The 23,307-nt window shown below is 69.9% G+C and carries 23 protein-coding genes and 1 pseudogene; 7 read left to right on the top strand and 17 right to left on the bottom strand.

What is annotated here, in order from left to right:
* Positions 1–8 precede the first annotated feature (8 nt).
* Together BLU09_RS07420 and BLU09_RS07415 are read right to left on the bottom strand one after the other, a co-directional pair.
* A complete protein-coding gene (locus BLU09_RS07420; RefSeq protein ID WP_090487626.1) occupies positions 9–815 on the bottom strand; it encodes a hypothetical protein in 807 nt (268 codons plus the stop codon).
* On the bottom strand, positions 802–1,698 hold the full coding sequence (locus tag BLU09_RS07415) for a dimethylarginine dimethylaminohydrolase family protein (protein WP_090487623.1): 897 nt from the start codon (positions 1,696–1,698) through the stop codon (positions 802–804). Before BLU09_RS07415 ends, BLU09_RS07420 begins: the two co-directional genes overlap by 14 nt.
* A gap of 168 nt (positions 1,699–1,866) precedes the next feature.
* On the opposite strand from BLU09_RS07415, the gene BLU09_RS07410 reads away from it, so the two are divergent.
* Positions 1,867–3,564, top strand: coding sequence for a GTPase (locus tag BLU09_RS07410; RefSeq protein ID WP_090487621.1), 1,698 nt, complete (start codon positions 1,867–1,869; stop codon positions 3,562–3,564).
* 180 nt (positions 3,565–3,744) lie between these two features.
* On the opposite strand, the pseudogene BLU09_RS39840 reads toward BLU09_RS07410, so the two are convergent.
* Positions 3,745–4,200, bottom strand: a pseudogene (locus BLU09_RS39840) (M23 family metallopeptidase); the annotation flags it as partial.
* A gap of 339 nt (positions 4,201–4,539) precedes the next feature.
* Here BLU09_RS39840 and BLU09_RS07400 point away from each other — a divergent pair.
* From BLU09_RS07400 to BLU09_RS07375, 6 genes are all read left to right on the top strand, one after another.
* Positions 4,540–5,205 carry a TetR/AcrR family transcriptional regulator gene (locus tag BLU09_RS07400; RefSeq protein ID WP_090487618.1) on the top strand — a complete coding sequence of 222 codons (666 nt, stop codon included), beginning with the start codon at positions 4,540–4,542 and terminating at the stop codon, positions 5,203–5,205.
* A gap of 25 nt (positions 5,206–5,230) precedes the next feature.
* A complete protein-coding gene (locus BLU09_RS07395; protein WP_090487615.1) occupies positions 5,231–6,136 on the top strand; it encodes a sterol desaturase family protein in 906 nt (301 codons plus the stop codon).
* Positions 6,137–6,265: 129 nt separating this feature from the next.
* The gene (locus tag BLU09_RS07390; protein WP_090487612.1) at positions 6,266–7,855 is read left to right on the top strand and encodes a glucose-6-phosphate isomerase; all 1,590 of its coding nucleotides are present in this window, start codon (positions 6,266–6,268) and stop codon (positions 7,853–7,855) included.
* A gap of 164 nt (positions 7,856–8,019) precedes the next feature.
* A complete protein-coding gene (locus BLU09_RS07385) occupies positions 8,020–8,790 on the top strand; it encodes an SDR family NAD(P)-dependent oxidoreductase (protein WP_090487609.1) in 771 nt (256 codons plus the stop codon).
* 26 nt (positions 8,791–8,816) lie between these two features.
* Positions 8,817–9,359, top strand: a complete 543-nt coding sequence (locus BLU09_RS07380) for a hypothetical protein (RefSeq protein WP_090487605.1) — start codon at positions 8,817–8,819, stop codon at positions 9,357–9,359.
* Between the two features lie 415 nt (positions 9,360–9,774).
* Positions 9,775–11,793, top strand: coding sequence for a TonB-dependent receptor domain-containing protein (locus BLU09_RS07375; RefSeq protein WP_244171499.1), 2,019 nt, complete (start codon positions 9,775–9,777; stop codon positions 11,791–11,793).
* A gap of 211 nt (positions 11,794–12,004) precedes the next feature.
* Here BLU09_RS07375 and BLU09_RS07370 read toward each other — a convergent pair whose 3' ends face one another.
* From BLU09_RS07370 to BLU09_RS07305, 14 genes are all read right to left on the bottom strand, one after another.
* Entirely contained in the window at positions 12,005–12,601 is a 597-nt protein-coding gene (locus BLU09_RS07370) for a hypothetical protein (RefSeq protein WP_090487600.1), read from the bottom strand.
* Positions 12,602–12,675: 74 nt separating this feature from the next.
* Positions 12,676–13,728, bottom strand: a complete 1,053-nt coding sequence (locus BLU09_RS07365; RefSeq protein WP_186817990.1) for a cytochrome d ubiquinol oxidase subunit II — start codon at positions 13,726–13,728, stop codon at positions 12,676–12,678.
* Positions 13,718–15,061 (bottom strand): cytochrome ubiquinol oxidase subunit I, encoded by a 1,344-nt coding sequence (locus tag BLU09_RS07360; RefSeq protein WP_090487594.1) that lies wholly within the window; start codon positions 15,059–15,061, stop codon positions 13,718–13,720. The genes BLU09_RS07365 and BLU09_RS07360 overlap by 11 nt, the downstream gene beginning before the upstream one ends.
* Before the next feature lie 30 nt (positions 15,062–15,091).
* A complete protein-coding gene (locus BLU09_RS07355) occupies positions 15,092–15,613 on the bottom strand; it encodes a hypothetical protein (protein WP_090487591.1) in 522 nt (173 codons plus the stop codon).
* Entirely contained in the window at positions 15,610–16,014 is a 405-nt protein-coding gene (locus BLU09_RS07350) for a phage holin family protein (protein ID WP_090488733.1), read from the bottom strand. Before BLU09_RS07350 ends, BLU09_RS07355 begins: the two co-directional genes overlap by 4 nt.
* A gap of 163 nt (positions 16,015–16,177) precedes the next feature.
* Positions 16,178–17,206, bottom strand: a complete 1,029-nt coding sequence (locus BLU09_RS07345) for an ADP-ribosylglycohydrolase family protein (protein ID WP_090487588.1) — start codon at positions 17,204–17,206, stop codon at positions 16,178–16,180.
* Between the two features lie 360 nt (positions 17,207–17,566).
* Positions 17,567–17,827, bottom strand: coding sequence for a hypothetical protein (locus BLU09_RS07340; RefSeq protein WP_011556837.1), 261 nt, complete (start codon positions 17,825–17,827; stop codon positions 17,567–17,569).
* Positions 17,824–18,270, bottom strand: a complete 447-nt coding sequence (locus BLU09_RS07335) for an RrF2 family transcriptional regulator (protein WP_090487585.1) — start codon at positions 18,268–18,270, stop codon at positions 17,824–17,826. Before BLU09_RS07335 ends, BLU09_RS07340 begins: the two co-directional genes overlap by 4 nt.
* 1 nt (position 18,271) lies before the next feature.
* Positions 18,272–19,270, bottom strand: a complete 999-nt coding sequence (locus tag BLU09_RS07330) for a 2Fe-2S iron-sulfur cluster-binding protein (protein ID WP_090487582.1) — start codon at positions 19,268–19,270, stop codon at positions 18,272–18,274.
* 15 nt (positions 19,271–19,285) lie between these two features.
* Positions 19,286–19,666: a group I truncated hemoglobin gene (locus tag BLU09_RS07325; RefSeq protein WP_090488731.1), complete on the bottom strand. Its 381-nt coding sequence runs from the start codon at positions 19,664–19,666 to the stop codon at positions 19,286–19,288.
* A gap of 357 nt (positions 19,667–20,023) precedes the next feature.
* Positions 20,024–20,434, bottom strand: coding sequence for a F0F1 ATP synthase subunit epsilon (locus BLU09_RS07320; protein ID WP_090487579.1), 411 nt, complete (start codon positions 20,432–20,434; stop codon positions 20,024–20,026).
* A gap of 21 nt (positions 20,435–20,455) precedes the next feature.
* Positions 20,456–21,028, bottom strand: a complete 573-nt coding sequence (locus BLU09_RS07315) for a hypothetical protein (RefSeq protein WP_090487575.1) — start codon at positions 21,026–21,028, stop codon at positions 20,456–20,458.
* Between the two features lie 31 nt (positions 21,029–21,059).
* Entirely contained in the window at positions 21,060–22,505 is a 1,446-nt protein-coding gene (gene atpD / locus BLU09_RS07310; RefSeq protein WP_090487572.1) for a F0F1 ATP synthase subunit beta, read from the bottom strand.
* 168 nt (positions 22,506–22,673) lie between these two features.
* Positions 22,674–23,201: an SPFH domain-containing protein gene (locus tag BLU09_RS07305; protein ID WP_244171498.1), complete on the bottom strand. Its 528-nt coding sequence runs from the start codon at positions 23,199–23,201 to the stop codon at positions 22,674–22,676.
* Positions 23,202–23,307: the final 106 nt, after the last annotated feature.

Here is a 23,307-nt window from a genome sequence, read left to right as displayed (position 1 = left end):
CGCGCGCGTCAGCCCAGCGGCCCTTCGCGCACCAGCACCTGCCCCGCCTCCAGCCCTGGAGGCACCAGGTGCAACACCTCGCCCGCCTCCGCGCGGTCGAGCAGCGCGCTCAGCGCCGAAAGGTCCGTGGCGGGTACACGCAGCGACGGCGTCAGCGAGAGGCGCCGCACCATCGCGTCCCCCAGCCGAACCCGGTCCGTCAGCTCCGACTCGTAGACGAAGGAGCGCTCGCCATACTCATGGCCCCCGGGCACTCGCCCCACGAGGCGCAGCGGGCCCAGCCTGGAATGGACACGGACGCTGGGGTTGTCCCACTGGGCCACGCCTCGCAGCCGCCGCGCGCGCAGCATCTGCAACGTGAGCAGCTTCACCCACGGCGACGCCCCCGTTCCCGGCAGCACGCTCAGCAGCGACACGCCAATGACCAACCCTGGCGTCACCGAAGGCGCCGCGTAGTAGGCCGCGCCAATGGCTGGGTCCTCGTCGGCCAGCCCCAACCGCTCGCGCACGGGGGCCGCCAGCATCCGGGCCGGGCAGCGCAGCAGCCCAATGGCGCCCGGCAGCAGATACAGGTCCGACAGCACCCAACGCGGCACGCCGATGCCACCGAAGGCGAGCTGATTCAGCGCCAGGTACTGCATCGCCAGGTCCGCGTTCCGCTCGGCGGGCAGGAACGTCACCGGCACGCCCAGCGGCGACAAGTCCAACGAGCCCGCGTGCTCACCCGAGCCCAGCGCCACCAGCGACGCGCCAGGGTGCGCAGCGAGGAAGGCCTCCGCCTGCCGAGACAGCGTGTCCGCGTCACCCATCGGCATCGATGTCCCTCGCGATGGCCGACAGCCGGAACGCGTCTGGGATGTTCAGCGTCGCGGCGTCCACCTCCGCGCGCGACACGAGGCAGCGTGACGAGCCGCCTCCCTTCTCACACAGCTCTCGCATGGTGAGCGACACCACGCGCAGGCCCAGCGCCTCCAGCCGCTCCCGCACCGAGTCCGGCACCACCGAAGGCGCCAGCACGTCACGCCCCACCGGCAGCCCGTTGGTGGCGTAGCGGCGAATCTCCGCCTCCGTCACGAGGAGCAGCCGGTGCTCGCCGAAGCGCTCGCGCAGCAGCGCATGGGACTCCGGCGCCATCACGTCCGGACACACCATCAGCCGGTCCACCGCGGGCAGCGGAAGCACCGCCATGTTGCCGTGGAAGGCGGGCTCGCGGACCTGGATGCGCAGCACCTCTCCGGGGAAGTACCGCGCCGCGGCCTCCAGGCCATCCAGCGTCGTGCGGCCGCCCCAGAACAGCAGCGTGACGCCGTCGAAGGTGGCCACGTCGCCGTGGGCTTCCCAGATGCCCACGCCCGGGTCCACCACCTCCATGCCCAGCGACCGGGCCAGGGGCGCCCAGTGCTCGCGCTCCGCCTGCCGGTGCGCGCTCATCATCCGCGGCAGCACGAACAACGGAGCGACGCCCTGACGCGCCACCACCTGTCCACACTCGGCGGCGTACGGCATGCCCGTCAGGAGCTCGGAGGGAGACGGCAACGCGACCACCGTGCCGCCACGCGCTTCGATGTCCCGGGCCAGCGCCAGCCATTCCCGCCGGGCCTGACGCGCGTCCACGGGCGGCGCCTCGCGGCTGCGGAAGTTGCTGCGGCCACGCAGGGCCCACGTGCGTCCCGGCGGCGACATGAGGAAGAGGTCCATGGTGGTACTGCTTCTACTCCTCCAGGCATCCCCGCGGCCATCCGCTCCCCGCCCCACCCGGACGCCCGACGTTCCCGGTAGGGCCCCCGGCGGAAACTGCACGCTGGCGCACCCTCCGCGCATCTTCTTCGTAGTCACCCGGCCGAAGCCGGGACAGGCTCTCTCCACGTGGACGAGACGAGCCTGCCCGAACCCGATGCCCTGCGTTCCCTGCTGAAGACGGCCCTGGAGCTGCCCGCGCTCCGGCCGCATGCCGCACGCCTGGAGCGGCTCGTGGACGACTATGCGCGCGGCGTGGCGCGCAAGGACGCCCCTCTGAGCGTGGCGTTGGTGGGGGCCACCGGCGCGGGCAAGTCCACCCTCCTCAACGCGCTGGCGGGGCAGGCCCTGTCGCGCGAAGGCGTCAACCGGCCCACCAGCACGGCCGCCACCGTGTTCGCGCCCGAAGGCACGCCCACGGACGCGCTGGCGGGCTCCGGCGCGCGGGTCATGACGTATGCCCCCGGCCCCCAGGGCATGTGGGGCGGACAGGTCTTCATCGACACGCCGGACCTCAACAGCGTGGCCACCACGCACCGCGAAGTGGCCCGCGCGGCGCTGGAGCACGCGGATGTGGCGCTCGTCGTCATGCACCGCGGCAGCGTGGCGGAGGCCTCCCAGGTGGAGTTCCTCACGGAGTTCGCCCGCCGGCGCTCGCTCGTCTTCATCCTCAACTTCGCGGACGAGCTGTCTCCGGAGTCGCGCGACACGCTCAAGGCCCAGGTGCGCCGCGTGGCCTCCGAGCAGTACGGCCTGGCCCAGGAAGACGTGCCCGTCTTCGCCATCAGCGCCCTGGCGGCGAAGGACGGCCGGGACGTGTCCGGCGAGTTCGGCGCCCTGCTCTTCCACCTGCGCGGGCTGGCCACGCAGGCGGTGGCCGCGCGCGTGCGCAAGACGAACGCGATGGGCGCGCTGGAAGAGGTGCACACCCGCGTGGAGGCCGCGCTGAAGGAGACGGACGCGATGCTGTCACGCACGCGCGCCGCGCTGGACTCGGGGATGGAGAAGGCGGCGGAGGGCCTGCGCGCGGACTTCGACGCGCGGCTGCGGCTGGCGCACGGCCACCTGGCGGCGGAGGTGCGGCGTCAGGCGGGAGGCCGCTTCTGGGGGCCCGCGGCCTGGGGCCTGCGGCTGTCCCTCTGGGGCGCCAGCGGGCTGGGTGCGGCGGCGCTGGTGGGGCGGAGCAGTCTGCCCGCGGGACTGGCGGTGGCGGCGGCTTCCACCGTGGTGGACGTGGTGCGCGGACACACCCGCGCCAGGGCCGCGGAGTCCGCCGTGGTGGAGCCCTTCGAGGACGACTTCAGCGCCCAGGCCGCGGCGCGCACCGCGCTGGCGGAGGCGCGCAGCGTGGCGCGCGCGAGCGGACTGGAGCCCGCGCTGCTGGGCGTCCCTGACGTGGACACGCTGTTGGAGGAGGTGCGGGTGGCCAGAGCGGGCGCCTGGCGCTACACCGCCACCACCGGCGTCGCGGAGGCGGTGGCCGGATGGTGGCGCACCGCGCGCTGGCTGGTGCTACCGCTCATCAACCTGCCGCTGCTGGCCCTGCTGGGCCATGTGGGCTACCGCGTGGTGCGGGCCTACGTGGAAGGCCCCCTGCTGCCGTTGGACTACTTCGTCAACGCGGGGGCCCTCTTCATGCTGCTCGCCGGGGCGGGCGCGTTGCTGGCCTCAGCGAGTCTCGCTGGAGCCGCTCGCCGTGCGGGTACCACCGGACGTGCGCGCTTCGTCGAGGCCCTGGCCGCCCTGGGCGGGAGGCTGGGAGAGACCGTCGAGGATGCTCTGCGCCCCGGGCGGGAGGCCGCGAAGGGCCTGCTGGCGCTCCGGTGACATGGACACCACCGGCTGACCCGGGGTGTGCGTGCCGCCGTTGCTCGCCATGAGCGCCTGCGTGCCGTTGTCCTTGCAGAGGGGCGCGGCCACGCGGGTGTCGCGCACCGGGTCTCCGTAGCCAGCGATGCGCGCCGGCACGGACGGGTTGTTCCAACCCTTGCCGCTCTCACGCGCCACCTTGAAGTGCAGGTGCGCGCCGCAGGCCCAGCCGGTGGAGCCGGAGAAGCCGATGAGCTGGCCCTCCTTCACCACGTCACCCGGCTTCACCACCACCGCGCTGAAGTGGAGGTACTGCGTCTCCAGTCCATCGCCGTGGGAGATGACGACGTAGTTGGCGTAGGGCGCGAACTTCTCGTCACACCCCCCCTTCGTGCTGTCACCGCGAGACAGGCGCACCGTGCCGTCACGCGCGGCGACGATGGGCGTGCCATCCGGCATGCGGAAATCCCACGCATGTGTGTCGTTGTGTTGGTGACTTCCCGTGTCATGTCCCTGGCTCACCGTGTGGATGCGACCACAGGCGAAGGGAACGCCAACCTCGGGCACGTCGCCCGCATCCGTGGCGGAAGAAGAGGAAGGAACCGCAGGGGCCGAAGCCAGGAGAGAACCAAGGAGGAGGGCTGAAAGGTTCATATCGGGGCGGGGCGGAAACGGGGGCAAGTGGCGCGGGTATTTCCCTGCGGATTTTCGCCGCGCCCGCCTGCTGCACGACGCGGAGGGCATCGGCACGCCCACCCTCCCGAGGGGAATCATGCCCGAGTCCCGAGCGAACGCCGCGAACTCGGCACCCAGGCCCCTGCCCGCCGGGCCGCTGGGGAAGCGGGCTTGGCGCGTCTCGTGAGCGGCCACTTCCCTTTCGAGCTGCCCGTGTACGGGGACAGGTGGCGGCACACGCCACTGTGAGGAGCACTCACTCCTCACCACAGAAAGTGACTGGTCACTCACTAAGTTCAGACTTATCCTGCGAGTTGAATGGCCGCGAAGAACACTCCATCGGACGCGCCGGCCCGGCCTGTCCGCCGCACGCAGCAGGAGCGCCGTGAGACGACGCGGCGCAAGCTGCTGGACGCCACCATCGAAACGCTGGTGGAGCAGGGCTACGCCCGGCTGACGACGGTGGAGGTGTCCAAGCGGGCAGGCCTGTCACAGGGCGCGCTCTTCACGCACTTCGATACGAAGGAGGAGCTGCTCGCCGCGGCGGTGGAGCACCTCTTCCCGCGGCTCATCCAGGACTACCTGGCCGGTGTGGGGGCCCGGCCATCGGGCAGGGACCGCATCGCGGCGGCGGTGGACATGTTGTGGGCCGCCTTCCAGCGCCCGGAGCTGCAGGCCGCCATCGAGCTGTACGTCGCGGCGCGCACGGACGCGGAGCTGCGCGTGGCGCTGGCGGCGGTGGACGGGCCGCACCGGGAGAACCTGCACCGCGTGGCACGCGAGCTGTTCCCCGAGGCCTCCGCGCACCCGGACTTCGACTCCATCGTGGAGCTGGCGCTGGACGCGGTGCAGGGCGCCGCGGTGGGAGGCAGCGCCCGGCCCAACGACCCGGCGCACCGGCGCATGCTGGATGCGCTCACCCACTTCATGCGCAACGCCTTCCTCCCCTCATTGACGCGGCCTCGCCGCCGCGCCCGCTCCTGAGTTCGCCGACACGGAGGGTCCCACCATGGACGCAGCACACATCCCCGACCTCATCACCCCCGCCATCCCGGTGTTCACCCTCACGGTGATTGCCGAGGCCCTCTGGGTGAAGAAGCAGCGGGACGAAGGCCGTCCCATGGTGGGCCACACCTGGAAGGACACGATTGCCAGCCTCTCCATGGGGCTGGGCAACGTGGCCATCAACGTCCTGTGGAAGGGCGTGGCCTTCGCCGGCTACCTGGCGCTCTACCACCTGACGCCGCTGCGCATGGGCACCGGCGTGCTGGCGTGGGTGCTCATCTTCTTCGCGGACGACCTCTGCTACTACGCCTTCCACCGCGTCCACCATGAGAGCCGCTTCTTCTGGGCCTCCCACGTGGTGCACCACTCCAGCCAGCACTACAACCTCTCCACGGCGCTGCGGCAGACGTGGACGCCGCCCACCAGCTTCGTCTTCTGGGCACCGCTGGCGCTGCTCGGGTTCCACCCGGTGATGATTGTCGTGCAGCAGTCCGTCAGCCTGCTCTACCAGTACTGGATTCACACCGAGGCCATTGGCCGGCTGCCGCGCCCGCTGGAGTGGGTGCTCAACACGCCGTCACACCACCGCGTGCACCATGCGTCCAACCCGCGCTACCTGGACAAGAACTACGCGGGCATCCTCATCATCTGGGACCGCCTCTTCGGGACGTTCGAGCCAGAGGGCGAGAAGCCCGTGTACGGCCTGACGAAGAACCTGGAGACGTTCAATCCCGTGCGCATCGCCTTCCACGAGTTCGCGGCCATCACGCGCGACGCGGCGAGGCCCGGCTCCCTGAAGCAGCGCCTGAGCTACGTCTTCCGCAACCCGGCCTGGAAGCCCGACGCCCCAGAGGCGCCCCAGCCGCCCGGAGTACAGCCCCCGCCCGAAGCGGCACGCCCCTCCGTGTGAGGTGTTGAGCACCCGGCCGCCCGCGGCCCCGTGGACGCGCACCGACACCGCCGTCCAGCTTCCCACCCGCGCACGGAGGCGCTAAGCCACCCGGCACCTATCGCGACGCGAGAACTGCCAGGAGGAGCCATGACCGAGCGAGAACTGTGGGAGCGGTACCAGCGTTATCTGTGCGTCGTCCCGGCCTTGGACTTCACGCTCGACGTCTCTCGGATGCGCTTCCCGGCGGACTACCTGGAGCGGATGCGCCCCCGCCTGGAGGAAGCCTTCGGCGCGATGGAGGCCCTGGAGAAGGGCGCCGTCGCCAACCCGGACGAGAAGCGCAAGGTGGGCCACTACTGGCTGCGCGCGCCGGAGCTGGCGCCCGAGCCCGCACTCCAGAAGGAAATCACCGACACGGTGGCCGCCATCCACGCCTTCGCGAAGGACGTGCATGAGGGCCGGGTGAAGCCGCAGAAGGCGCAGCGCTTCACGCACGTGCTGATTGTCGGCATTGGCGGCTCGGCGTTGGGGCCGCAGCTGGTGGCGGACGCGCTGGGCACGGCGAAGGACCCGATGCAGGTGTCCTTCTTCGACAACACCGACCCGGACGGCTTCGACCGCGTGCTGGCGCAGCTGGGTGAGCGGCTGTCGGAGACGCTCACCCTGGTCATCAGCAAGTCGGGTGGCACCAAGGAGACGCGCAACGGCATGCTGGAGGCCGAGCGCGGCTACTCGGCGCGCGGCCTGGACTTCAGCAAGCACGCGGTGGCCGTCACCGGCGCCGGCAGCGAGCTGGACAACCACGCGAAGAAGCAGGGCTGGCTGCGCACCTTCCCCATGTGGGACTGGGTTGGCGGTCGCACGTCGGTGACGTCCGCGGTGGGCCTGCTCCCCGCGCGCCTGCAGGGGCTGGACATCGACGCGCTGCTGAAGGGCGCGCGCGACATGGACGCCGCGACGCGGGAGCGTGATGCGCTGAAGAACCCGGCCGCGCTGCTGGCGCTCATGTGGCACTACGCGGGTGACGGCCGGGGCCACAAGGACATGGTCATCCTGCCGTACAAGGACCGGCTGCTGCTGATGTCGCGCTACCTCCAGCAGCTCGTCATGGAGTCGCTGGGCAAGGAGACGGACCTGGATGGCCAGGTGGTGAACCAGGGCATCGCCGTCTACGGCAACAAGGGCTCCACGGACCAGCACGCCTACGTGCAGCAGCTGCGTGAAGGCGTGCTCAACTTCTTCGTCACCTTCATCGAGGTGCTGAAGGACCGTGACGGCGGCTCGCAGGAAGTGGAGCCCGGCGTCACCAGCGGTGACTACCTGCTGGGCTTCCTGCTGGGCACGCGGCGCGCGCTCTACGAGAAGGACCGCGAGTCGCTCACCCTCACCGTGCCGGACGTGAGCGCGCGCACGCTGGGCGCGCTGATTGCGCTGTATGAGCGCGCCGTGGGCTTCTACGCCACGCTGGTGCACATCAACGCGTACCACCAGCCGGGCGTGGAGGCGGGCAAGAAGGCCGCGGGCGTGGTGCTGGAGCTCCAGCGCAAGCTGACGACGCGCCTGCGCGAGGCGCGCGCGGAGGCCCGCACCGCCGAGCAGCTCGCGGCGGACATCGGCATGCCGGACGAGGTGGAGACGGTGTTCAAGGTGCTCCAGCACCTGTCCGCCAACCCGGACCGCGGCGTCACGCGCACCCCGGGGGCCACCCCGGCACAGGCGCGCTTCCAGGCGAAGTAGGACCGCCGCCTCTGATGCCCGCGGCCGAAGCGCTTGGCCGCGGCACCGGTCATCGGAGAAGCAGAACCCCTCCCTGGCGATGCGTCCCGGCCTTGCGCACAGGACTCAACGCCCCGGCACCATGACGCCCCCATGAGCGGAAAGGCGCAGTAGAACGCCCGCCCATGGACCTGGAGCTCAGAGGAAAGACGGCCCTCATCACCGGCAGCAGCCGGGGCATTGGCCGGGCCATCGCGTCGGTGCTGGCCCGCGAGGGCGTGCGGGTGTGCCTCAGCGCACGCGGCGCGGAGGCCCTGGAGGCCACCGCGGCGCAGCTTCGCGCCGAGGGCGCGGACGTGGCCACCGTGGTGACGGACGTGGCCACCCAGGCCGGCGCCGTGGAGGCAGTGGAGGCAGCGGTGCGCGCCTTCGGCCGGTTGGACATCCTGGTCAACAACGTGGGGGGCAGCGGCGGCGCGGGCGCCTTCCATTCCGCCACCGCCGAGCAGTGGACATCCGTCCTGGACCGGAACCTCCTGTCCGCCGTGTGGTGCAGCCAGCGCGCCGTGGAGGCCATGCGCCAGCAGGGCGGCGGCTGCATCGTCCACATCAACTCCATCTTTGGCCGCGAGTACGCCACCAGCGCCCCCTACACCACCGCCAAGGCCGGCATCACCGCGCTCACCAAGGAGATGGCGGTGGACCTGGCGCAGTACCGCATCCGCGTCAACGGCGTGGCCCCCGGTTCCATCCTCTTCCCCGGCGGCAGCTGGGACAAACGCCAGAAGGAGAACCCAGAGAAGGTGGCCAGGCTGGTGCGCGACGAGCTGCCCTGGGGCCGCTTCGGCGCCCCCGAGGAAGTGGCCGACGTGGTGGCCTTCCTCTGTTCTGAACGCGCACGCTGGGTCACAGGGGCCACCCTGCCCGTGGATGGGGGCCAGGGCCGTGCCTTCTGAGCGAAAAGCCCCCCGGGCTCCGTGCTATGCAGGGGCCCTCGAATGAGACTCGAAGCGTGCTGAAGCTCTACAAGAAGGAAGGCAACCGGCTCCGCTACTGGGAGGCCTGGGTGCATGACGGCGCACTCACCGTGCACCAAGGCCTCGTGGGCGAGACGGGCGAAGACCATCAACTGCCCCTCCCCCCGGATGAAGACCCGGACATGGTCATCGCCGAGGCCGCCGGTCCCCTGGTGGACCAGGGCTATGACGAGCCCGAGCCCACGGCGATGATGACCCTCATCGTCCAGTACACCGTCGAGGGCAAGGGCACCGGCCACGACGTGGAGAAGCGCGTCGCCGTGGAGGAGCTGCTCACGGACGCGCTCGGCTGGACGGGCAATGGCGAGGTCGAAGGCGGTGAGCTCCAGGCACAGCAGCTCCGCGTCTACTGCCGGGTGATGGACGCCGACGCGGGCGTGCGCACGGCCGTGGAGGCCCTGGACTCCGAGGACCTGCTCGAAGGCGCCACCCTGCTCATCGCCCGGGACGACGAAGAGCCGCGGGCCGTCTGGCCCACACAAGGCTGACGCACACCTCGCGGGCACCTCCGCGGTGAAGGCGGGCTTCTACGGCAGGTGTAGAAGATTCCGCCTTCCGCGCGTTGACAGGACACCCGCCAGGACGCAAAGTGCCGCTCAATTGATATTGATTTGCAAAGTCACACGCAACGTACAGTGGCTTCCGCGCACGCTCCGCTGAGCACCGGAAGACCTCGGGACGTGGCCCTTTGCATCGCAGGTGTCCCCCCACGTCGCGGCGTCCGCGGCGGCGGGAGGGCCTTGCTCGAATCAGCACCCGCGGACGCCTCGGGCGGAAGCGGAACGGGGGGAGTCCGGCAGTTCAGACACCCACATGAGGAGAAGGACCTTGCGCGCCGTTCATCGTGATGACGTTTCCCCCCGACCTTTCCGTGCTCCCCGCCTGTCCGTGACGTGGAAGTGGGTGGGCTCTGCCCTGCTGCTCACCATGACGCCCGCCTGGGCGCAGGACGCGGCCACGCCGCCGCCGGACTCCGCGGCCGCCGAGCAGCAGGCCGAGCAGGCGGAGACGGCGCTGGAGGACAACATCTTCCAGATGGCCCCCGTGGTGGTGACGGCGACGCGCACCGAGCAGGACGTCACCTCCGCCCCTGCCTCCGTCACCGTGGTGACGCAGGAGGACCTGAAGCGGGCGCCCGTGGGCGATTTGACGGACGCCATCCGTCTGGCGCCCGGCATCAGCCTGACGGCCGGCAGCCAGGGCCGCCGTGGCATCAGCATCCGCGGCATGGATTCGAGCTACACGCTCATCCTGGTCGACGGAAAGCGCGTGAACTCGCTGGAGGCGGTGTTCCGCCACAACGACTTCGACATCGGCCTCATCCCCACGGAGGGCATCGAGCGCATCGAGGTCGTCCGCGGCGCCATGTCCTCCCTCTACGGCTCCGAGGCGCTGGGCGGCGTCATCAACATCATCACCAAGCCGATTGCGCCCAAGTGGACGGGCGGCATCGACCTGAAGGCGCAGACGCCCACCGTGGGCGCCAACGGCGAGGAGCTCCGCTCCAGCGTCTTCCTCAGCGGTCCGCTCATCGAGGACACGCTCTCCTTGAAGGTGACGGGCGGCTTCAACCACCGCCAGGCGTGGAATGGCGCGCGCAACCCGGGCTCGCCCGTGCTCAACGCGGACGGTGCGCCGGTGACGCGTGAGGACGGCAGCGTCGTCAACCACGGCGACCTGGCCACGCTCGAGGGCCGCAATGACCACAACGGCCGGCTGTCGCTGAACTGGACGCCCACCGCGCAGCAGACGATTACCGCCGAGTACGGCCGCGCGTACCAGAACCGCATCGGCGAGTATTACATCGGCGGCTCCTACGGCGACGCGGACGCGGTGGTCCACCGCAACGACGCGGTGCTGGGCCACAAGGGCAAGTGGGACTGGGGCAACTCCGAGGTCCGCGGCTACTGGGAAGGACTGGAGAGCGGCGTCGACGGCCTCACCCAGGACAACATCGTCGCGGAGGCGAACGCCACCGCGTACCTGGGCATCAACACGCTGACGGTGGGCGGCGAGGCGCGCTGGATTGACCTCAAGTCGGACGAGTTCACCAGCGGCGGCGCCAGCGTGCACCAGCAGGCCCTCTACGCGCAGGATGAGCTGGCGCTGATGGACAAGCTGACCCTGCTGCTGGGCGCGCGCCTGGACCACCACGAGAACTTCGGCCTCCACTTCACGCCGCGTGCCTACGCCGTCTACTCGCCCATCACCCACCTCACGCTGAAGGCGGGTGTCGGCACGGGCTTCAAGGCGCCCACGCTGCGTCAGATGAGCACCGAGTCCCTGGTGACGAGCTGCCGAGGCCGCTGCGGCATCATCGGCAACCCGGACCTGGACCCGGAGAAGAGCACCAACTTCGAGGTGTCCGCCAACTGGACCATGACGTCGTGGGCCCTGTCGGCGACCGTCTTCCAGAACAACATCCGCAACCTCATCGACACGCCGCGCGGCACGGGCGTGGAGCCGGTGGGCACCGACCCGGCGACGGGCCTGCCCCTGTACGTGCCCCGCAACGTCAACCGCGCGCGCCTGCGCGGCGTCGAGGCGACGGCGAGCAAGGCCTTCGGCAACGTGGTGCGCCTGAGCGCGAACTACACCTTCCTGGAGAGCCGGGACCTGGAGAACGACGTGCAGCTCGCCTACCGGCCCAAGCACACCCTCAACGGCCAGATTGACCTGACGCCGGTGGACAAGCTGAAGGCCTTCGTGCGCGGCCAGTACATTGGCCCGCAGCTCAGCGGCACCGAGGAAGTGGAGGCCTATGCCCTCTTCGACGCGGGCGCCAGCTACGACATCAGCAAGAACTTCGGCGTCAACGCGGGCGTCCTCAACCTCGCCAACACCCGCACCGAGGACGAGGAAGGCTACGTGTTCCAGGAGCGCGGCCGCACCCTCTACGCGGGTGTGAACGCGCGGTTCTAAGGCGCCGCTTCGTCCCCGCTGCGCAGCACCCGAGGCCGTGCGTGTCTCCTCCTCATGGAGGACTCGCACGGCCTCTTCGCATTTCAGGTCCCAGAACCCGCGTGGGTCGTGGGCGGGAGGTGGAGAACCTCGCCGCCTTCATGAACAACTGCGCCCCAAGAACGTTAGCGACTGGTGACCCTGCCGCCGAGGACAACTGAGCACGGGACCATCACTCGCGTTTCGTGAACTCGCTGCATCGGCAGGACAACCTGACCCCACAGAGCTGGCGTTCCTCTCCGAAGGGAACAACCAACCCCGTCTGAACGCCCTCATGGCCGCCAGACGGAATGAGCCCGCCAACCAAGCAGCGCCCCATTCTCGGAGGAGACAACGAGAACTCGCAGTCGCCGAATTCGTTCGTCCCTTTGAATCGGACTGGCGCGAGCGGCGGCAGCGGCACTTGCGCCTCGTCCATCGGGAAGGTGGGTTCTACCCCACCATCGGCCAGCAACCGGAGCGTCCGGTCGGGCTCGCAGGCGAAGAGCGCCTGCGTTCGAGTGCAATCACAGGCCCGCTCTCGACCACACACGGTCATCATCTCGCCGCAGCGCACCAAACCGCTCTGCGATTTCTCGCCGGGGCTGCGCCACCGTTCATCGTAGAAGCACGCTCCCAAATCGAGCGCGACGACATCCTCACTGCACTGACGACCGTCCGGCAACTCAACGCTCGTGAATGTCGTCGGGTCCACAGGGCGTAGAACGGTCGCGACACAGCTGCCGACGAGCACCAGGGTGATGGCGCCACCGATGTACCGGCCGTTCATGGACACCGCTCCTCCGGTTCACCAGGATGCCCGTAATCGGTAACGCGGCGCACTTAAATCGCAGCTCAGCCGAATCACGTTCTTCGGTCGGTCGCGGTATTCGCCACGTCGAAGATGGGTCCATGGCCCCGCAACGGCGCGGGCCGGAAGACGCGGAACAGCAACACCAGCGAAGGCACCACCACGGCCGTGCCCACGCCCAGCGCCACCAACAACCAACGCTGCACGCCAGGGCTCGCCGCCGCGCCATGCAGCGTGACGTCGGGCACCACCAGGTACGGGTACTGCGAGGCGGCCCACCCCAGCACGATGAGCCCCGCCTGCACGGCCGCCGCGACACGGACCCATTGAAAGCGGCGCGCCCACAAGAGCGCGAAGGACGCCACCGCCGCCACCGCCGTGCCCGCATGCAGCGCCAGGGCGAAGGGCGAGCGCAAGAGTCCCTCCCAGACGCGCGGCGCCCCCTCACGTGCCAGCAACAGCACCGCCAGCGCCGCGACGAACACGGCCACGCCCGCGCCCATCGCCCGGCGGCGGAAGTCCTCGCGCAGCGTGGGCTCGTGCGCCTCGTGAGTGAGGTATGCCGCCGCCAGGAAGGCGAAGAGGCTCAGCGCCAGCGCGCCCACCGCCCATGAGAAGGGCGCGAGCCACGACGCGAAGAAGCCGCTCACCACCACCCGCCCTTCCACGCGGATGGTGCCGCTCACCACGGCCCCCACGCACATGCCCAGCAGCACCGGCGCGATGACGCTGGCGCCACTGAAGACGAGCCCCCACTGCCGCTGCACCGCGTCCCCGCGCGTGTCGTAGGCCCGGAAGGTGAAGGCCGCGCCCCGGAACACGATGCCCAGCAGCAGCAACGTCAGCGGCACGTGCAGCGCCACGCTCAGCACCGCGAAGGCGCGCGGGAAGCCGGCGAACAGCAGCACCAGGCCCACGATGAGCCAGATGTGATTCACCTCCCACACCGGGCCAATGGCGCGGGCGATGAGCGCGCGCTGCTCCGCCTTGCGCGGTCCGGAGGCGAGCAAATCCCAGACGCCGCCCCCGAAGTCCGCCCCGCCGAAGAGAGCGTAGAGGACGAAGGTCCCCGCCACCGCGAAGCCCAGAATCGCATCAGTGGACATGAGCCTCACCTCCCGCCTGACCGCTGTCGCGCGTGGGCAGCGTGCCCGCCACCTGCCGCACCAGCAGCGTCACCACCGTCACCCCCAGGAACAGGTACACGGCGGTGAAGGTCCAGAAGGGCGCGGCCAGGTGTGGCACCGGCGTCACCGCGTCCGCCGTGCGCATGACACCGCGAACAATCCACGGCTGTCGTCCCCACTCCGTGACGAGCCAGCCCGCCTCCATGGCCACCACCCCCAGCGGCCCCGACAACAGCCACGCCCACATCATCTTCCGCCCGTGAGGCCAGGCCTTCTTCCGCCACCGCCAGCCCAGCGTCACCAACGCCAGCAGCGCCATGGCGCTCCCGGTGCCCACCATGATTTGGAAGGCCACGTGGACCTTCGCCACCGGCGGCCACTCGTCGCGCGGGAAGGCATTCAGGCCCTTCACCTCCGCGTCCGGGTCCGCGAAGGCGAGAATCGACAGGCCCTTGGGGATGTCCACCGCGTAGGGCACCTCGCCCGTCTCCACGTTGGGGAGTCCGCCCAGGCGCAGCGGCGCGCCACGCTCCGTTTCGAACTGGCTCTCCATCGCGGCCAGCTTCACCGGCTGCGCCTTCGCCACGTGCTTGGCGGACAAGTCCCCCACCACGGGCTGGAGCAGCGCGGTGACACACGCCAGCGGCAGCGCCACCGACAGGGCCTTTCGGTGGAAGGCCGCGCCCGGGTGGCGCAGCAACACGAAGGCGTGGATGCCCGCCATGGCGAAGGCGCTCGCCTGGTAGCAGGAGAGCAGCACGTGCGCCGTCTGGTACTGCCAGCCGGGGCTGAACATGGCCACCAGCGGCTGCACGTCCACGGGCCCCGACGCCGACTGCGTGAAGCCCGACGGGTCGTTCATGAATGTGTTGACCAGCGTGACGAAGAAGGCGCTGGCCGCGCCACTCACCGCCACCATGACGCCAGAGAACATGTGCATCCCTGGCGACACCCGCTCCCGCCCGTACAGATAGATGCCCAGGAAGATGGCCTCGGTGAAGAAGGCGACGCCTTCCAAGCTGAAGGGCAGCCCAATCACCTCGCCGTACTGCCCCATGAACTCTGGCCACAGCAGGCCCAGTTCGAAGGACAACACCGTGCCACTCACCGCGCCCACCGCGAAGAGGATGGCCGTCCCCTTCGCCAGCTTCTGACTCAGCTTCTGGTAGTCCGCATCACCGGTGCGCCGGCCCTTCCAGTCACTGAGCACCATGAGGACGGGAAGCGCCACTCCCGCCGCGGCGAAGACGATGTGGAACGCGAGCGACAAGCCCATTTGGGCCCGCGCATAGAGCAGGTCCGTCATGGGCATCAGAATGGTTTATGTCTTAATTTGTCGCAATTATGTATTCTTATAAACCCCCTGAGCAGAAGCGGGGACGCGGCGCGCGGGAACCAGTGTCATCACCGCGTTTCGTGCAACAGCGGTGGCGAGCGTACTGGCGAAGATGAGGACGAGCTTTCTCCCCAGCTCCGCGCCCAGCGGGCGCGGTTCCGCGCTGGAGGCCACGCGGTCCGGGTGCTCCCAGGCACGCGTCAGGGCCTTGCGGCGCTTGCGGCGCAGAATCTCGTCGCGGTTGCGCGCGCGGTACACCGCGTACCCCACACCCAGGCCCACCGCCGTCAACAGCGCGGCGCCCGCAGCCATCAGCTCGGTGCGGTGCTGTCGCGCGTGGTAGCGCACGTCGAGCGCGCGCTCGCGGCGCCGGTCCAACTCCGCCAGCGTGAGCATCAGCTCGTCGCGGATGCGGTCGGCCGTCTCCTCCACCTGCTTGCGGTCCCCCATGCCCCGGGTGATGCGGTGGTCCTCATGCCGCCGCTCGATAGCCGAGGGCTCGCCTGCGTCGCGGTCGTTGCCATTCATTGCAGCGTCTCCCGCGTGAGTTGGTAGTCCATCTTCAAGCGTTCCTGTGTGTGCGGCAGCGGCTTCTTGGGCACGCGCTTGCGGCCCATGAAGAGCAGGCCAGCGGCAATCGCCAGCAGCACCACGCCCACCACCAGCACGCCCAGCGCCTGGGCCATGGGCAGGGCCAGCCCCAGCGCGACGAAGAGGACGGCCAGCGCCGTGAGCGCCAGCACCGCGCCCGCCCCCAGGAGGATGCCCGCGGTACGCGCGGCCTTCAGCTCCTCACGCAGCTCCTTCTTGGCGTGCATCACCTCGGCGCGCACCAGCAGGCGCGTCTCCGCCAAGGCATGCCGGATGAGCTCCGCCGTGGAGAGCGTCTCCAATTGACTTCGCTCCAGGCGTTCCGATTCGAGATCCACGACGTGCGCCTCCTGCGATGACTCCGCGGACCACACGTGCGCTCCCATGCCTGCCTGGCATCCTTGCGGCCCGCTCCTTCGCACAAGGTGGGCAGGACGCTCCCTCCAGTGAAGCCCCGGGGAAATGCACGCCGGCGCCCGCCTGCCTGCCCTGCCCTCGCGCTCAGCGGCGACGGCGGTGCGACAGGGCGGTGGCCAGCGTCTCGCGGACCTGATGGGCGCGGAAGAGGCGGTCCGCCGTATCCACCAGGTTTTCGGAGTACAACACCTGCTTGCGCAGCCGCGCGGGGATGGCGCGCGTCCCCAGGTGGGCCCCCAGCAGAGCGCCCGTCAGCGCCGCGGCCACGTCCGCCTCGCCGCCGCAGCGCAGCGTGAGGGCCACCGCCTCCCGGAAGTCGTGCGGCACCTTGAGGATGGCGAACAGCGACGTCAGCAGCACCGGCACCACGTGCGGCGGCAGCCCGTCCACGCCCTTCAGCTCGCTGGGGGGCACGCCCACCTTGCGCAGCTGCGTCAGCGCGCGCGCGGTGTCCCAGGTGAGCAGGCGCGGCAGGTGGCGCACTTCCTCGGCCAGCCCCTTGTCGTGCACGGCCGCCGCCAGCGCCAGCTCCTCGCAGAAGGCCGCGGGTGTCAGCGGCTCCTCTTCCATGCCCAGCGCCGCGGCCTGCGCGAAAGCGGCGGCGGCCGCCGCGCACACCGGATCCTTGTGCGTGATGATGGTGAGCACGCCCGCGTCATGTGGCAGGCGCGCGCGGTGGCCGCTCTCCAGCAGGCCCACCACCAGCGCGCGGCTGAGCACCGAATGGCAGCGCGTGCCCAGGGACGCGCCCGCGCTCATCCACGGCACGCCGCTGGCCAGCCGCTGCAGCGCGTCCGCCAGGCTCTTGGGCGGCTGGAGGATGATGCCCTCCTGCCACAGCCACGCCAGGTGCGCCGCCGCGCTGCGGCCGTCCACCTTGCCCTCGCGGATGACGCTCTCCGCCGCCGCGAGCAGCAGCTGCGTGTCGTCGCTGAACTGGCCCTTGGCGAACTTGCCGCGCGGGCGGGGCGCGAAGTCTTCGGCAAGGCCGGGCAGCCGCGTGAGGCTCGCCGGTGGAATGCCGCGCAGCGGAAAGCCGAGCGCATCACCAATGGCGAGCCCCACGAACGCCGCATGGAACCTGTCCTGGCGCTCGGCGGGAGTCAGCGGCATGGGGTCGTGGAGATTAACCGACGCTCAGGCCAGAACGGCCGAGAGAAACCCGTGAAACATCCGCGAGCCGGAGCGGGAAGAATCATGCCGGGGCTTGACGAGCGCGATACAGCCGTCCTCGAAATTCCGCCGCTCGGATTCTTCACCGTCCACCCTCCATCCCTGGCGCCTCGTGGATCGCAGCGCGGGGTGGGCTGACTACCGCAACCAACACGCGCGCGGCAAGCCTCGGAGGGTGCACGCATCCGCGCACCTGTACACGTGTCCAACTCTCGAAGCTTCGCGCACGGCGGGAATGGCGCACGAGGGACGCGCAGGTGGCACCAGCGCGCGGGTGTCAGCACACGCGCGCCCGCTCCTTCATGCGTCGTCGCGCCCCAGGTTGACGACGGCCTGCAAGCGCGCCATCACCGCCTGCGCGCCCTGATGCAGGTGCGTGCCATCCCAGAGCGCGGGCGTGGTATGTCCACCATGCTTGCGCCAGTCCGCTTCCGCCTCGTCGAAGGCCACGTTGCGAAAGCGCACGCGGTCCTCCAGCGCGTAGTCCACGATGTAGCGCCGGGCCTGCGCGGACGGTGCATCCGCGATGCGATGAAACAGCTCCAGCGTGCCGGACATCATGGCTCGGAGGTGGGGAGGAAGTAGTCCTGCAGGTTCGGGCGCGAGCGGCGGAGCAGGTCCGCCAGCGTGTACCGGTCCAGCACCGCGAGGAACGCCTCGCGCGCTTCGTCCAGGACGCTCTTGAGCCCACAAGCGGGAGCGATGGGACAGGCGTTGCGCTCCCGGTCGAAGCACTCCACCAGGTGGAAGTCCGGCTCCGCGGCGCGCAGCACACGCCCCACCTGGATGTCCGCCGGCGCGCGCGCCAGCACCACGCCGCCGGAGCGGCCCGCTCGCGCGTCCACCACCCCCTGCCCCGCCAGCGTCTGCACCACGCGCACCAGGTGGTGCTTGGAGATGCCGTACGCATCCGCCATCTCCTGCGTGGAGACGGGCCGCCCGGTGCGCGTGGCCAGGTAGAGCAGCACCCGCAGCGAGTAGTCGGCATGGAGGGTGAGGTGCACGTCAGCGGGCTCCGGCGTCGGAACTACGCTGCCCCGATGGAACGCTCGGCAAGAAGGCATCCGTGTGGAGGTCTTTCAGCGAGAGCCCGGCCAGGAACAGCTTCTTTCGAAGGGATAGCACCAATGGCCCGTCTCCGCAGAGCCATGCGCGCCAGCCCAGCGGCTTCGGGCATTCGGCGCGGATGAGCACATCGAGCGCGCCCTCGGCCACGTCCCGGCTGCCGCCTTCCAACACGACCGGACGATAGCGAAACTGAGGATGCTGCTCGGCCAGCGCCCGCAGCTCGGAGGTGAGGTAGAGCCCCTCGGGCGTCCGAGCGCCATGGAAGAGCCAGATGGGCCCCGAGTGGCCCGCGGCCAGCGCGTCGCGAACGATGCCGTACAGCGGCGCCAGCCCCGTGCCCGTGCCCGCCAGCAACAAGGGCTGCTCGGGCCGGCCCGGCACATAGAAGCAACTCCCCGCCGGGCCCTGCACCTGGAGCCTGTCTCCCGGCTGTGCGTCCTGCGCCAGCCAGCCACTCATCGCCCCGCCCGGCTGGAGCCGCACATGCAACTCCAAGGCATCTTCATGAGGCAGGCTGGCCAGCGAATAGCTGCGAGCCAGCCCGTCCTCGCGCACCAGGGAGACGTACTGCCCCGCGTGGTACGCCAGCGGGCTTTCCGTCACCAGCCGCACACGAAGGACGCTGGTGGACAGCAACGACAGCGCCTGGATGCGCGCGGGGATGCGCAGCGCCTCCGCGCCGGTGACTTCCAGCTGCGTGCCCTCCGGAGGCCGGCAGGCACAGGCGAGGAAGTAGCCCTGTGCCCGGAGCGTGTCCTTCAGCCCCACCTGCGCGGCCTCTGGAACCGTCCCCGCCACGGCCCGCATCAGACAGGACTGGCAGGCCCCCGCGCGGCACGCATTCGGAATGGAGATGCCCTGGCGCAGCAGCGCGTCCAGCACACTCTCTCCAGACTCCAGCGGATACCAGTCAGACTCGTGCTTGACCTTGGCCATGGCGTGCTCCTCGGGTCAGCGTCCCAGGACGTCCGCGCGGGCGCTCTCCGCGATGGTCATCACCTTCGCCACCAGCGGCGCGGCCACGCCCAGCTCCTCCAGCGTCGCCTTCAGGTGGCCCGCCACCGCGTCGAAGTGCGAGTCGTTCAGCCCACGCTTCACCAGAGGCGCGTGGCCCGCGCGCATGTCCTTGCCCGAGTAGTGGACCGGCCCCCCCGTCACCATCGTCAGGAACGCCTTCTGCTTCGCGGCCTGGCGCTCCATGTCCACGTCCTCGAAGAAGTGGCTGATGTGATCGTCCGCCAGCACCTTCCGGTAGAAGACCTCCACCGCCGCCGCCATCGCCGGCTCTCCGCCCAGCTCCTCGTAGACACTCTTCTCCGCCGTCACGCTCATGGTGCCGCTCCTCTCGCCCGGCATGGGCTTTAAGATGCATTCTAAATGCACCTTAAAATCCGCACCGTCACGTCAAATGGAAGCAGCACTGTCAGTGGAGCTTCTGCGACCGAGGACAGCCGCTGACAGGAGGCCGCAACGCCCCCCGCGAAGGCTCGGAGGCGAACGCAGCCAGGCCCCTGGGGGGCATTGTGAAGCGAGGTGTGGACCGGGATGCCTGTTCCGGAGGCGCCACCCCAGAGGGGCACCCTCACGGAAACAGAAGCGGACACCGGCTCCGCTCGAGGGGAGCCCGGGTGTCACGCCAGGGACGCCAGGAGCGCGAGACGCTCCTGGGCGGTGAAACGGGGGAGAAGCCTACGCGCGCGCGGTGCTGGCGGCGCCGATACGGGCGGCCTCACGGCGCACCGTGGCCTGCTCCAGCTCGAAGCGCGCGTCCTCGGAGGACATGCCCTTCATGCGCTCCTGGGCCTCGGCCATGCGGCGACGGGCGCCTTCCACGTCGATGCCCGTGACGGGCTCGGCCGCGTCGGCGAGCACCAGCACCTTGTCGTTGCCCACTTCCACGAAGCCGCCCGCGACGAAGTAGGACTCGCGCCGGCCACCCTCGATCAGCGTCAGCGGGCCCGGCTCCATCAGCGACAGGAACGGGGTGTGCCCCGGCCGCACGCCGAACAGGCCCCGGCCGCCAGGAACAATCGCCTCGTCGGCCTGCACCGACAGGATGCGCTTCTCGGGGGTGACAATCTCCACAGTCAGCTTGGCCATGAGGCTCCTCGCACAACCGAATCAGAACGTGAGCTGGCGGGTGGTTCCACCCACTGGCTCCAACTCCACCACCCCGGCGTCCGTCAACCGGGGCCCCTTGCCGGGGATTCCGAGCGTGCCCTCCAGCCACTTGAAGTGGTGGGTGAGCTGGCGCACCTCGGAGAGCTGCCGCGTGTTGAGCCACTCGGTCAGCCGCTTCTCCTGGAGCCGCTGGCCATCCCGCCCATACTGCGCCGCCACCACCACGCGCGCCCAGGCGGGAGGCCCCTTGGGCTTCTTCGCCTTCGACTTCTTCTTCGTCCGCGGCTCCGCCACGGCCTTGCCCTTCTCCACCAGCGGCCACACCACCCAGACGCGCTCGCCGTCGTTGGAGACGAAGTAGAGGTCGTCCACCGTGCCCAGACACTCCTTCAGCGTCCAGACGGGGCCGCTCTCCTGCGCCACCTCCAACCGGCACTGGTCCTGCGCCGCTTCCACCATGCGGACGCTGTAGAGCCCGTTGGCGCTCACCCGGGCCCGTCCCCTGCGCTCCTCCGCCAGGGCGGAGGAGGGAGCCAGGAACATCAGGACCAGGGCGAGCGCTGCACGGCGCATGGGGACCTCTGCGGGAGGAGAAGCGCCCAGCTTAGCTCGCCGCGAGCTTCCGCGCGTTCTCGACCACCTCGTCGATGCCGCCCGTCATGTAGAAGGCGCCCTCGGGGATGTCGTCGTGCTTGCCCTCGGCGATCTCCTTGAAGCCCTGGATGGTGTCCTGGAGCTTCACGTAGCGGCCGTCCTTGCCCGTGAAGACCTTGGCCACGAAGAAGGGCTGCGACAGGAAGCGCTGAATCTTGCGGGCGCGGGCCACCACCAGCTTGTCATCCTCGGAGAGCTCGTCCATGCCGAGGATGGCGATGATGTCCTGCAGCTCCTTGTACCGCTGGAGGATGCCCTGGACCTTGCGGGCCACGCCGTAGTGCTCCGCGCCGATGACGGCCGGGTCCAGGATGCGGCTGGTGGAGTCCAGCGGGTCCACGGCGGGGAAGATGGCGAGCTCGGCGATGGAGCGGTTGAGCACCGTCGTCGCGTCGAGGTGGGCGAAGGCCGTCGCGGGCGCCGGGTCCGTGAGGTCGTCGGCGGGGACGTAGATGGCCTGCACGGAGGTGATGGAACCCTTCGTGGTGGAGGTGATGCGCTCCTGCAGACCGCCCATCTCCGTGGCCAGCGTGGGCTGGTAACCCACGGCGCTGGGGATGCGGCCCAGGAGGGCGGACACCTCGGAACCGGCCTGGGTGAAGCGGAAGATGTTGTCCACGAAGAGGAGCACGTCGCGGCCTTCCACGTCGCGGAAGTACTCGGCCATGGTCAGCGCGGACAGGGCCACGCGGGCGCGGGCGCCGGGCGGCTCGTTCATCTGGCCGTACACCAGCACGGCCTGGCTGGCCTCCAGGTTGTCCGTCTGGATGACCTTCGTGTCCTGCATTTCGTGGTAGAGGTCGTTGCCCTCGCGGGTGCGCTCACCGACGCCGGCGAACACCGAGAAGCCACCGCGCTCCACGGCCACGTTGCGGATGAGCTCCTGCAGGAGCACCGTCTTGCCCACGCCGGCGCCGCCGAAGAGGCCGATCTTGCCACCGCGAGTGTACGGGGCGAGCAGGTCGATGACCTTGATGCCCGTCTCGAACATCTGCACGCGCACGTCCTGCTCCGTGAAGGGCGGGGGCGGGCGGTGGATGGACCAGTACTCCTGCGCCTTCACGGGGCCCATCTCGTCCACCGGCTCGCCGGTGACGTTCAGGATGCGGCCCAGGGTGGCCTTGCCCACCGGCACCTGGATGGGAGCGCCCGTGTTCGTGACGGGCATGCCGCGGCCCAGGCCCTCCGTGGAGTCCATGGCGATGGTGCGGACGGTGTTCTCACCCAGGTGCTGCGCCACCTCGAGGGTGAGGTTGTCGGCGTCGGCGCTCAGGTTCGCGTTGGTGACCTTGAGGGCCGTGTAGACCTCGGGGAGACCGCCGGGCGGGAACTCGACGTCGACCACGGGGCCGAGGACCTGGATGATTCTGCCTGCCGTCGGAACTTGAGCGCTCATGGAATCGTCTGCCTCGCACGGGGAGCGGACGGGCGCCGCCACCCTTGAAATTTCGGCCCGGCTGTGAGGGCGGGCCCCCTTTACCGGGGCCCCCCCCGGGGGTCAAGCCTCCCGGGCAACTGACTGGTAAGTCCGGCTTAGCGGAACCACATGCCGGGCGCCACCCTCTTACTTCCCATCCGGTTGGTAGACCAGGGGCAGCCCGCTGTTCGGGCTACCGACCAGGACGACCTTGGCGTTCTGGCTCTGGGCGAGCCGCTCCGTGGCCTCGATGCCCTTGAAGCGCAGGTACTCCTCGGTGAGCCCCTTGCGCACGATGTCCTGGTACCGGGCGATGCCCTCCGCTTCGATTTGCTTGCGCTCCGCCTCCTGGCGCTCCTTGTCCAGGGTGAAGCGCATCTTCTGGCTGCGCTGCTCCTCCGCCAGCTTGTCGGCGATGGCGTCGCGGATGGCCGAAGGCAGCGTCACGTCCCGCACCAGGATGGCCTCCACCACCACGTGCTTGCCTTCGAGCGAGCGCGTCACCTCCTCGAAAATCTCCTGTTCAATCTGCTCGCGCTTCGAGGAGTAGATCTCCTCCGGCGCGTAGCGGCCGAACACCTTGCGGGCCTCCGAGCGGACCACGGGGGCGATCAGGATGTCGGCGTACCTGGGCCCCGTCTGGGTGTGCAGTTCGAAGAGCTTCGCGGGGTCCACTGCCTCATGTGCCCCCTCCTCGAGCGGACTTCCGCGCTCGGCCGGGGCCTTAAACGCGAAGGGCCCGCCCCGTCTATCGGGGTGGGCCCAGGAGGCGAGGCTGCGG

The sequence above is a fragment of the Myxococcus virescens genome (assembly GCF_900101905.1).
Taxonomy (GTDB): Bacteria; Myxococcota; Myxococcia; order Myxococcales; family Myxococcaceae; genus Myxococcus; species Myxococcus virescens.
Note: the sequence above shows the minus strand (reverse complement) of the source record. Positions and strands in the feature narration are given on the sequence as shown.

Excerpts from the sequence above, each read along its gene's own strand:
- BLU09_RS07355 (WP_090487591.1), bottom strand. The coding sequence starts at position 15,613 with ATGAATGGCAACGACCGCGACGCAGGCGAGCCCTCGGCTATCGAGCGG.
- BLU09_RS07400 (WP_090487618.1), top strand. The coding sequence starts at position 4,540 with ATGGCCGCGAAGAACACTCCATCGGACGCGCCGGCCCGGCCTGTCCGC.
- BLU09_RS07370 (WP_090487600.1), bottom strand. The coding sequence starts at position 12,601 with ATGAACGGCCGGTACATCGGTGGCGCCATCACCCTGGTGCTCGTCGGC.
- BLU09_RS07385 (WP_090487609.1), top strand. The coding sequence starts at position 8,020 with ATGGACCTGGAGCTCAGAGGAAAGACGGCCCTCATCACCGGCAGCAGC.
- BLU09_RS07390 (WP_090487612.1), top strand. The coding sequence starts at position 6,266 with ATGACCGAGCGAGAACTGTGGGAGCGGTACCAGCGTTATCTGTGCGTC.
- BLU09_RS07395 (WP_090487615.1), top strand. The coding sequence starts at position 5,231 with ATGGACGCAGCACACATCCCCGACCTCATCACCCCCGCCATCCCGGTG.
- BLU09_RS07360 (WP_090487594.1), bottom strand. The coding sequence starts at position 15,061 with ATGCCCATGACGGACCTGCTCTATGCGCGGGCCCAAATGGGCTTGTCG.
- BLU09_RS07330 (WP_090487582.1), bottom strand. The coding sequence starts at position 19,270 with ATGGCCAAGGTCAAGCACGAGTCTGACTGGTATCCGCTGGAGTCTGGA.
- atpD (WP_090487572.1), bottom strand. The coding sequence starts at position 22,505 with ATGAGCGCTCAAGTTCCGACGGCAGGCAGAATCATCCAGGTCCTCGGC.
- BLU09_RS07340 (WP_011556837.1), bottom strand. The coding sequence starts at position 17,827 with ATGATGTCCGGCACGCTGGAGCTGTTTCATCGCATCGCGGATGCACCG.
- BLU09_RS07380 (WP_090487605.1), top strand. The coding sequence starts at position 8,817 with ATGCAGGGGCCCTCGAATGAGACTCGAAGCGTGCTGAAGCTCTACAAG.
- BLU09_RS07415 (WP_090487623.1), bottom strand. The coding sequence starts at position 1,698 with ATGGACCTCTTCCTCATGTCGCCGCCGGGACGCACGTGGGCCCTGCGT.
- BLU09_RS07420 (WP_090487626.1), bottom strand. The coding sequence starts at position 815 with ATGCCGATGGGTGACGCGGACACGCTGTCTCGGCAGGCGGAGGCCTTC.
- BLU09_RS07365 (WP_186817990.1), bottom strand. The coding sequence starts at position 13,728 with ATGTCCACTGATGCGATTCTGGGCTTCGCGGTGGCGGGGACCTTCGTC.
- BLU09_RS07315 (WP_090487575.1), bottom strand. The coding sequence starts at position 21,028 with ATGCGCCGTGCAGCGCTCGCCCTGGTCCTGATGTTCCTGGCTCCCTCC.
- BLU09_RS07320 (WP_090487579.1), bottom strand. The coding sequence starts at position 20,434 with ATGGCCAAGCTGACTGTGGAGATTGTCACCCCCGAGAAGCGCATCCTG.
- BLU09_RS07325 (WP_090488731.1), bottom strand. The coding sequence starts at position 19,666 with ATGAGCGTGACGGCGGAGAAGAGTGTCTACGAGGAGCTGGGCGGAGAG.
- BLU09_RS07345 (WP_090487588.1), bottom strand. The coding sequence starts at position 17,206 with ATGCCGCTGACTCCCGCCGAGCGCCAGGACAGGTTCCATGCGGCGTTC.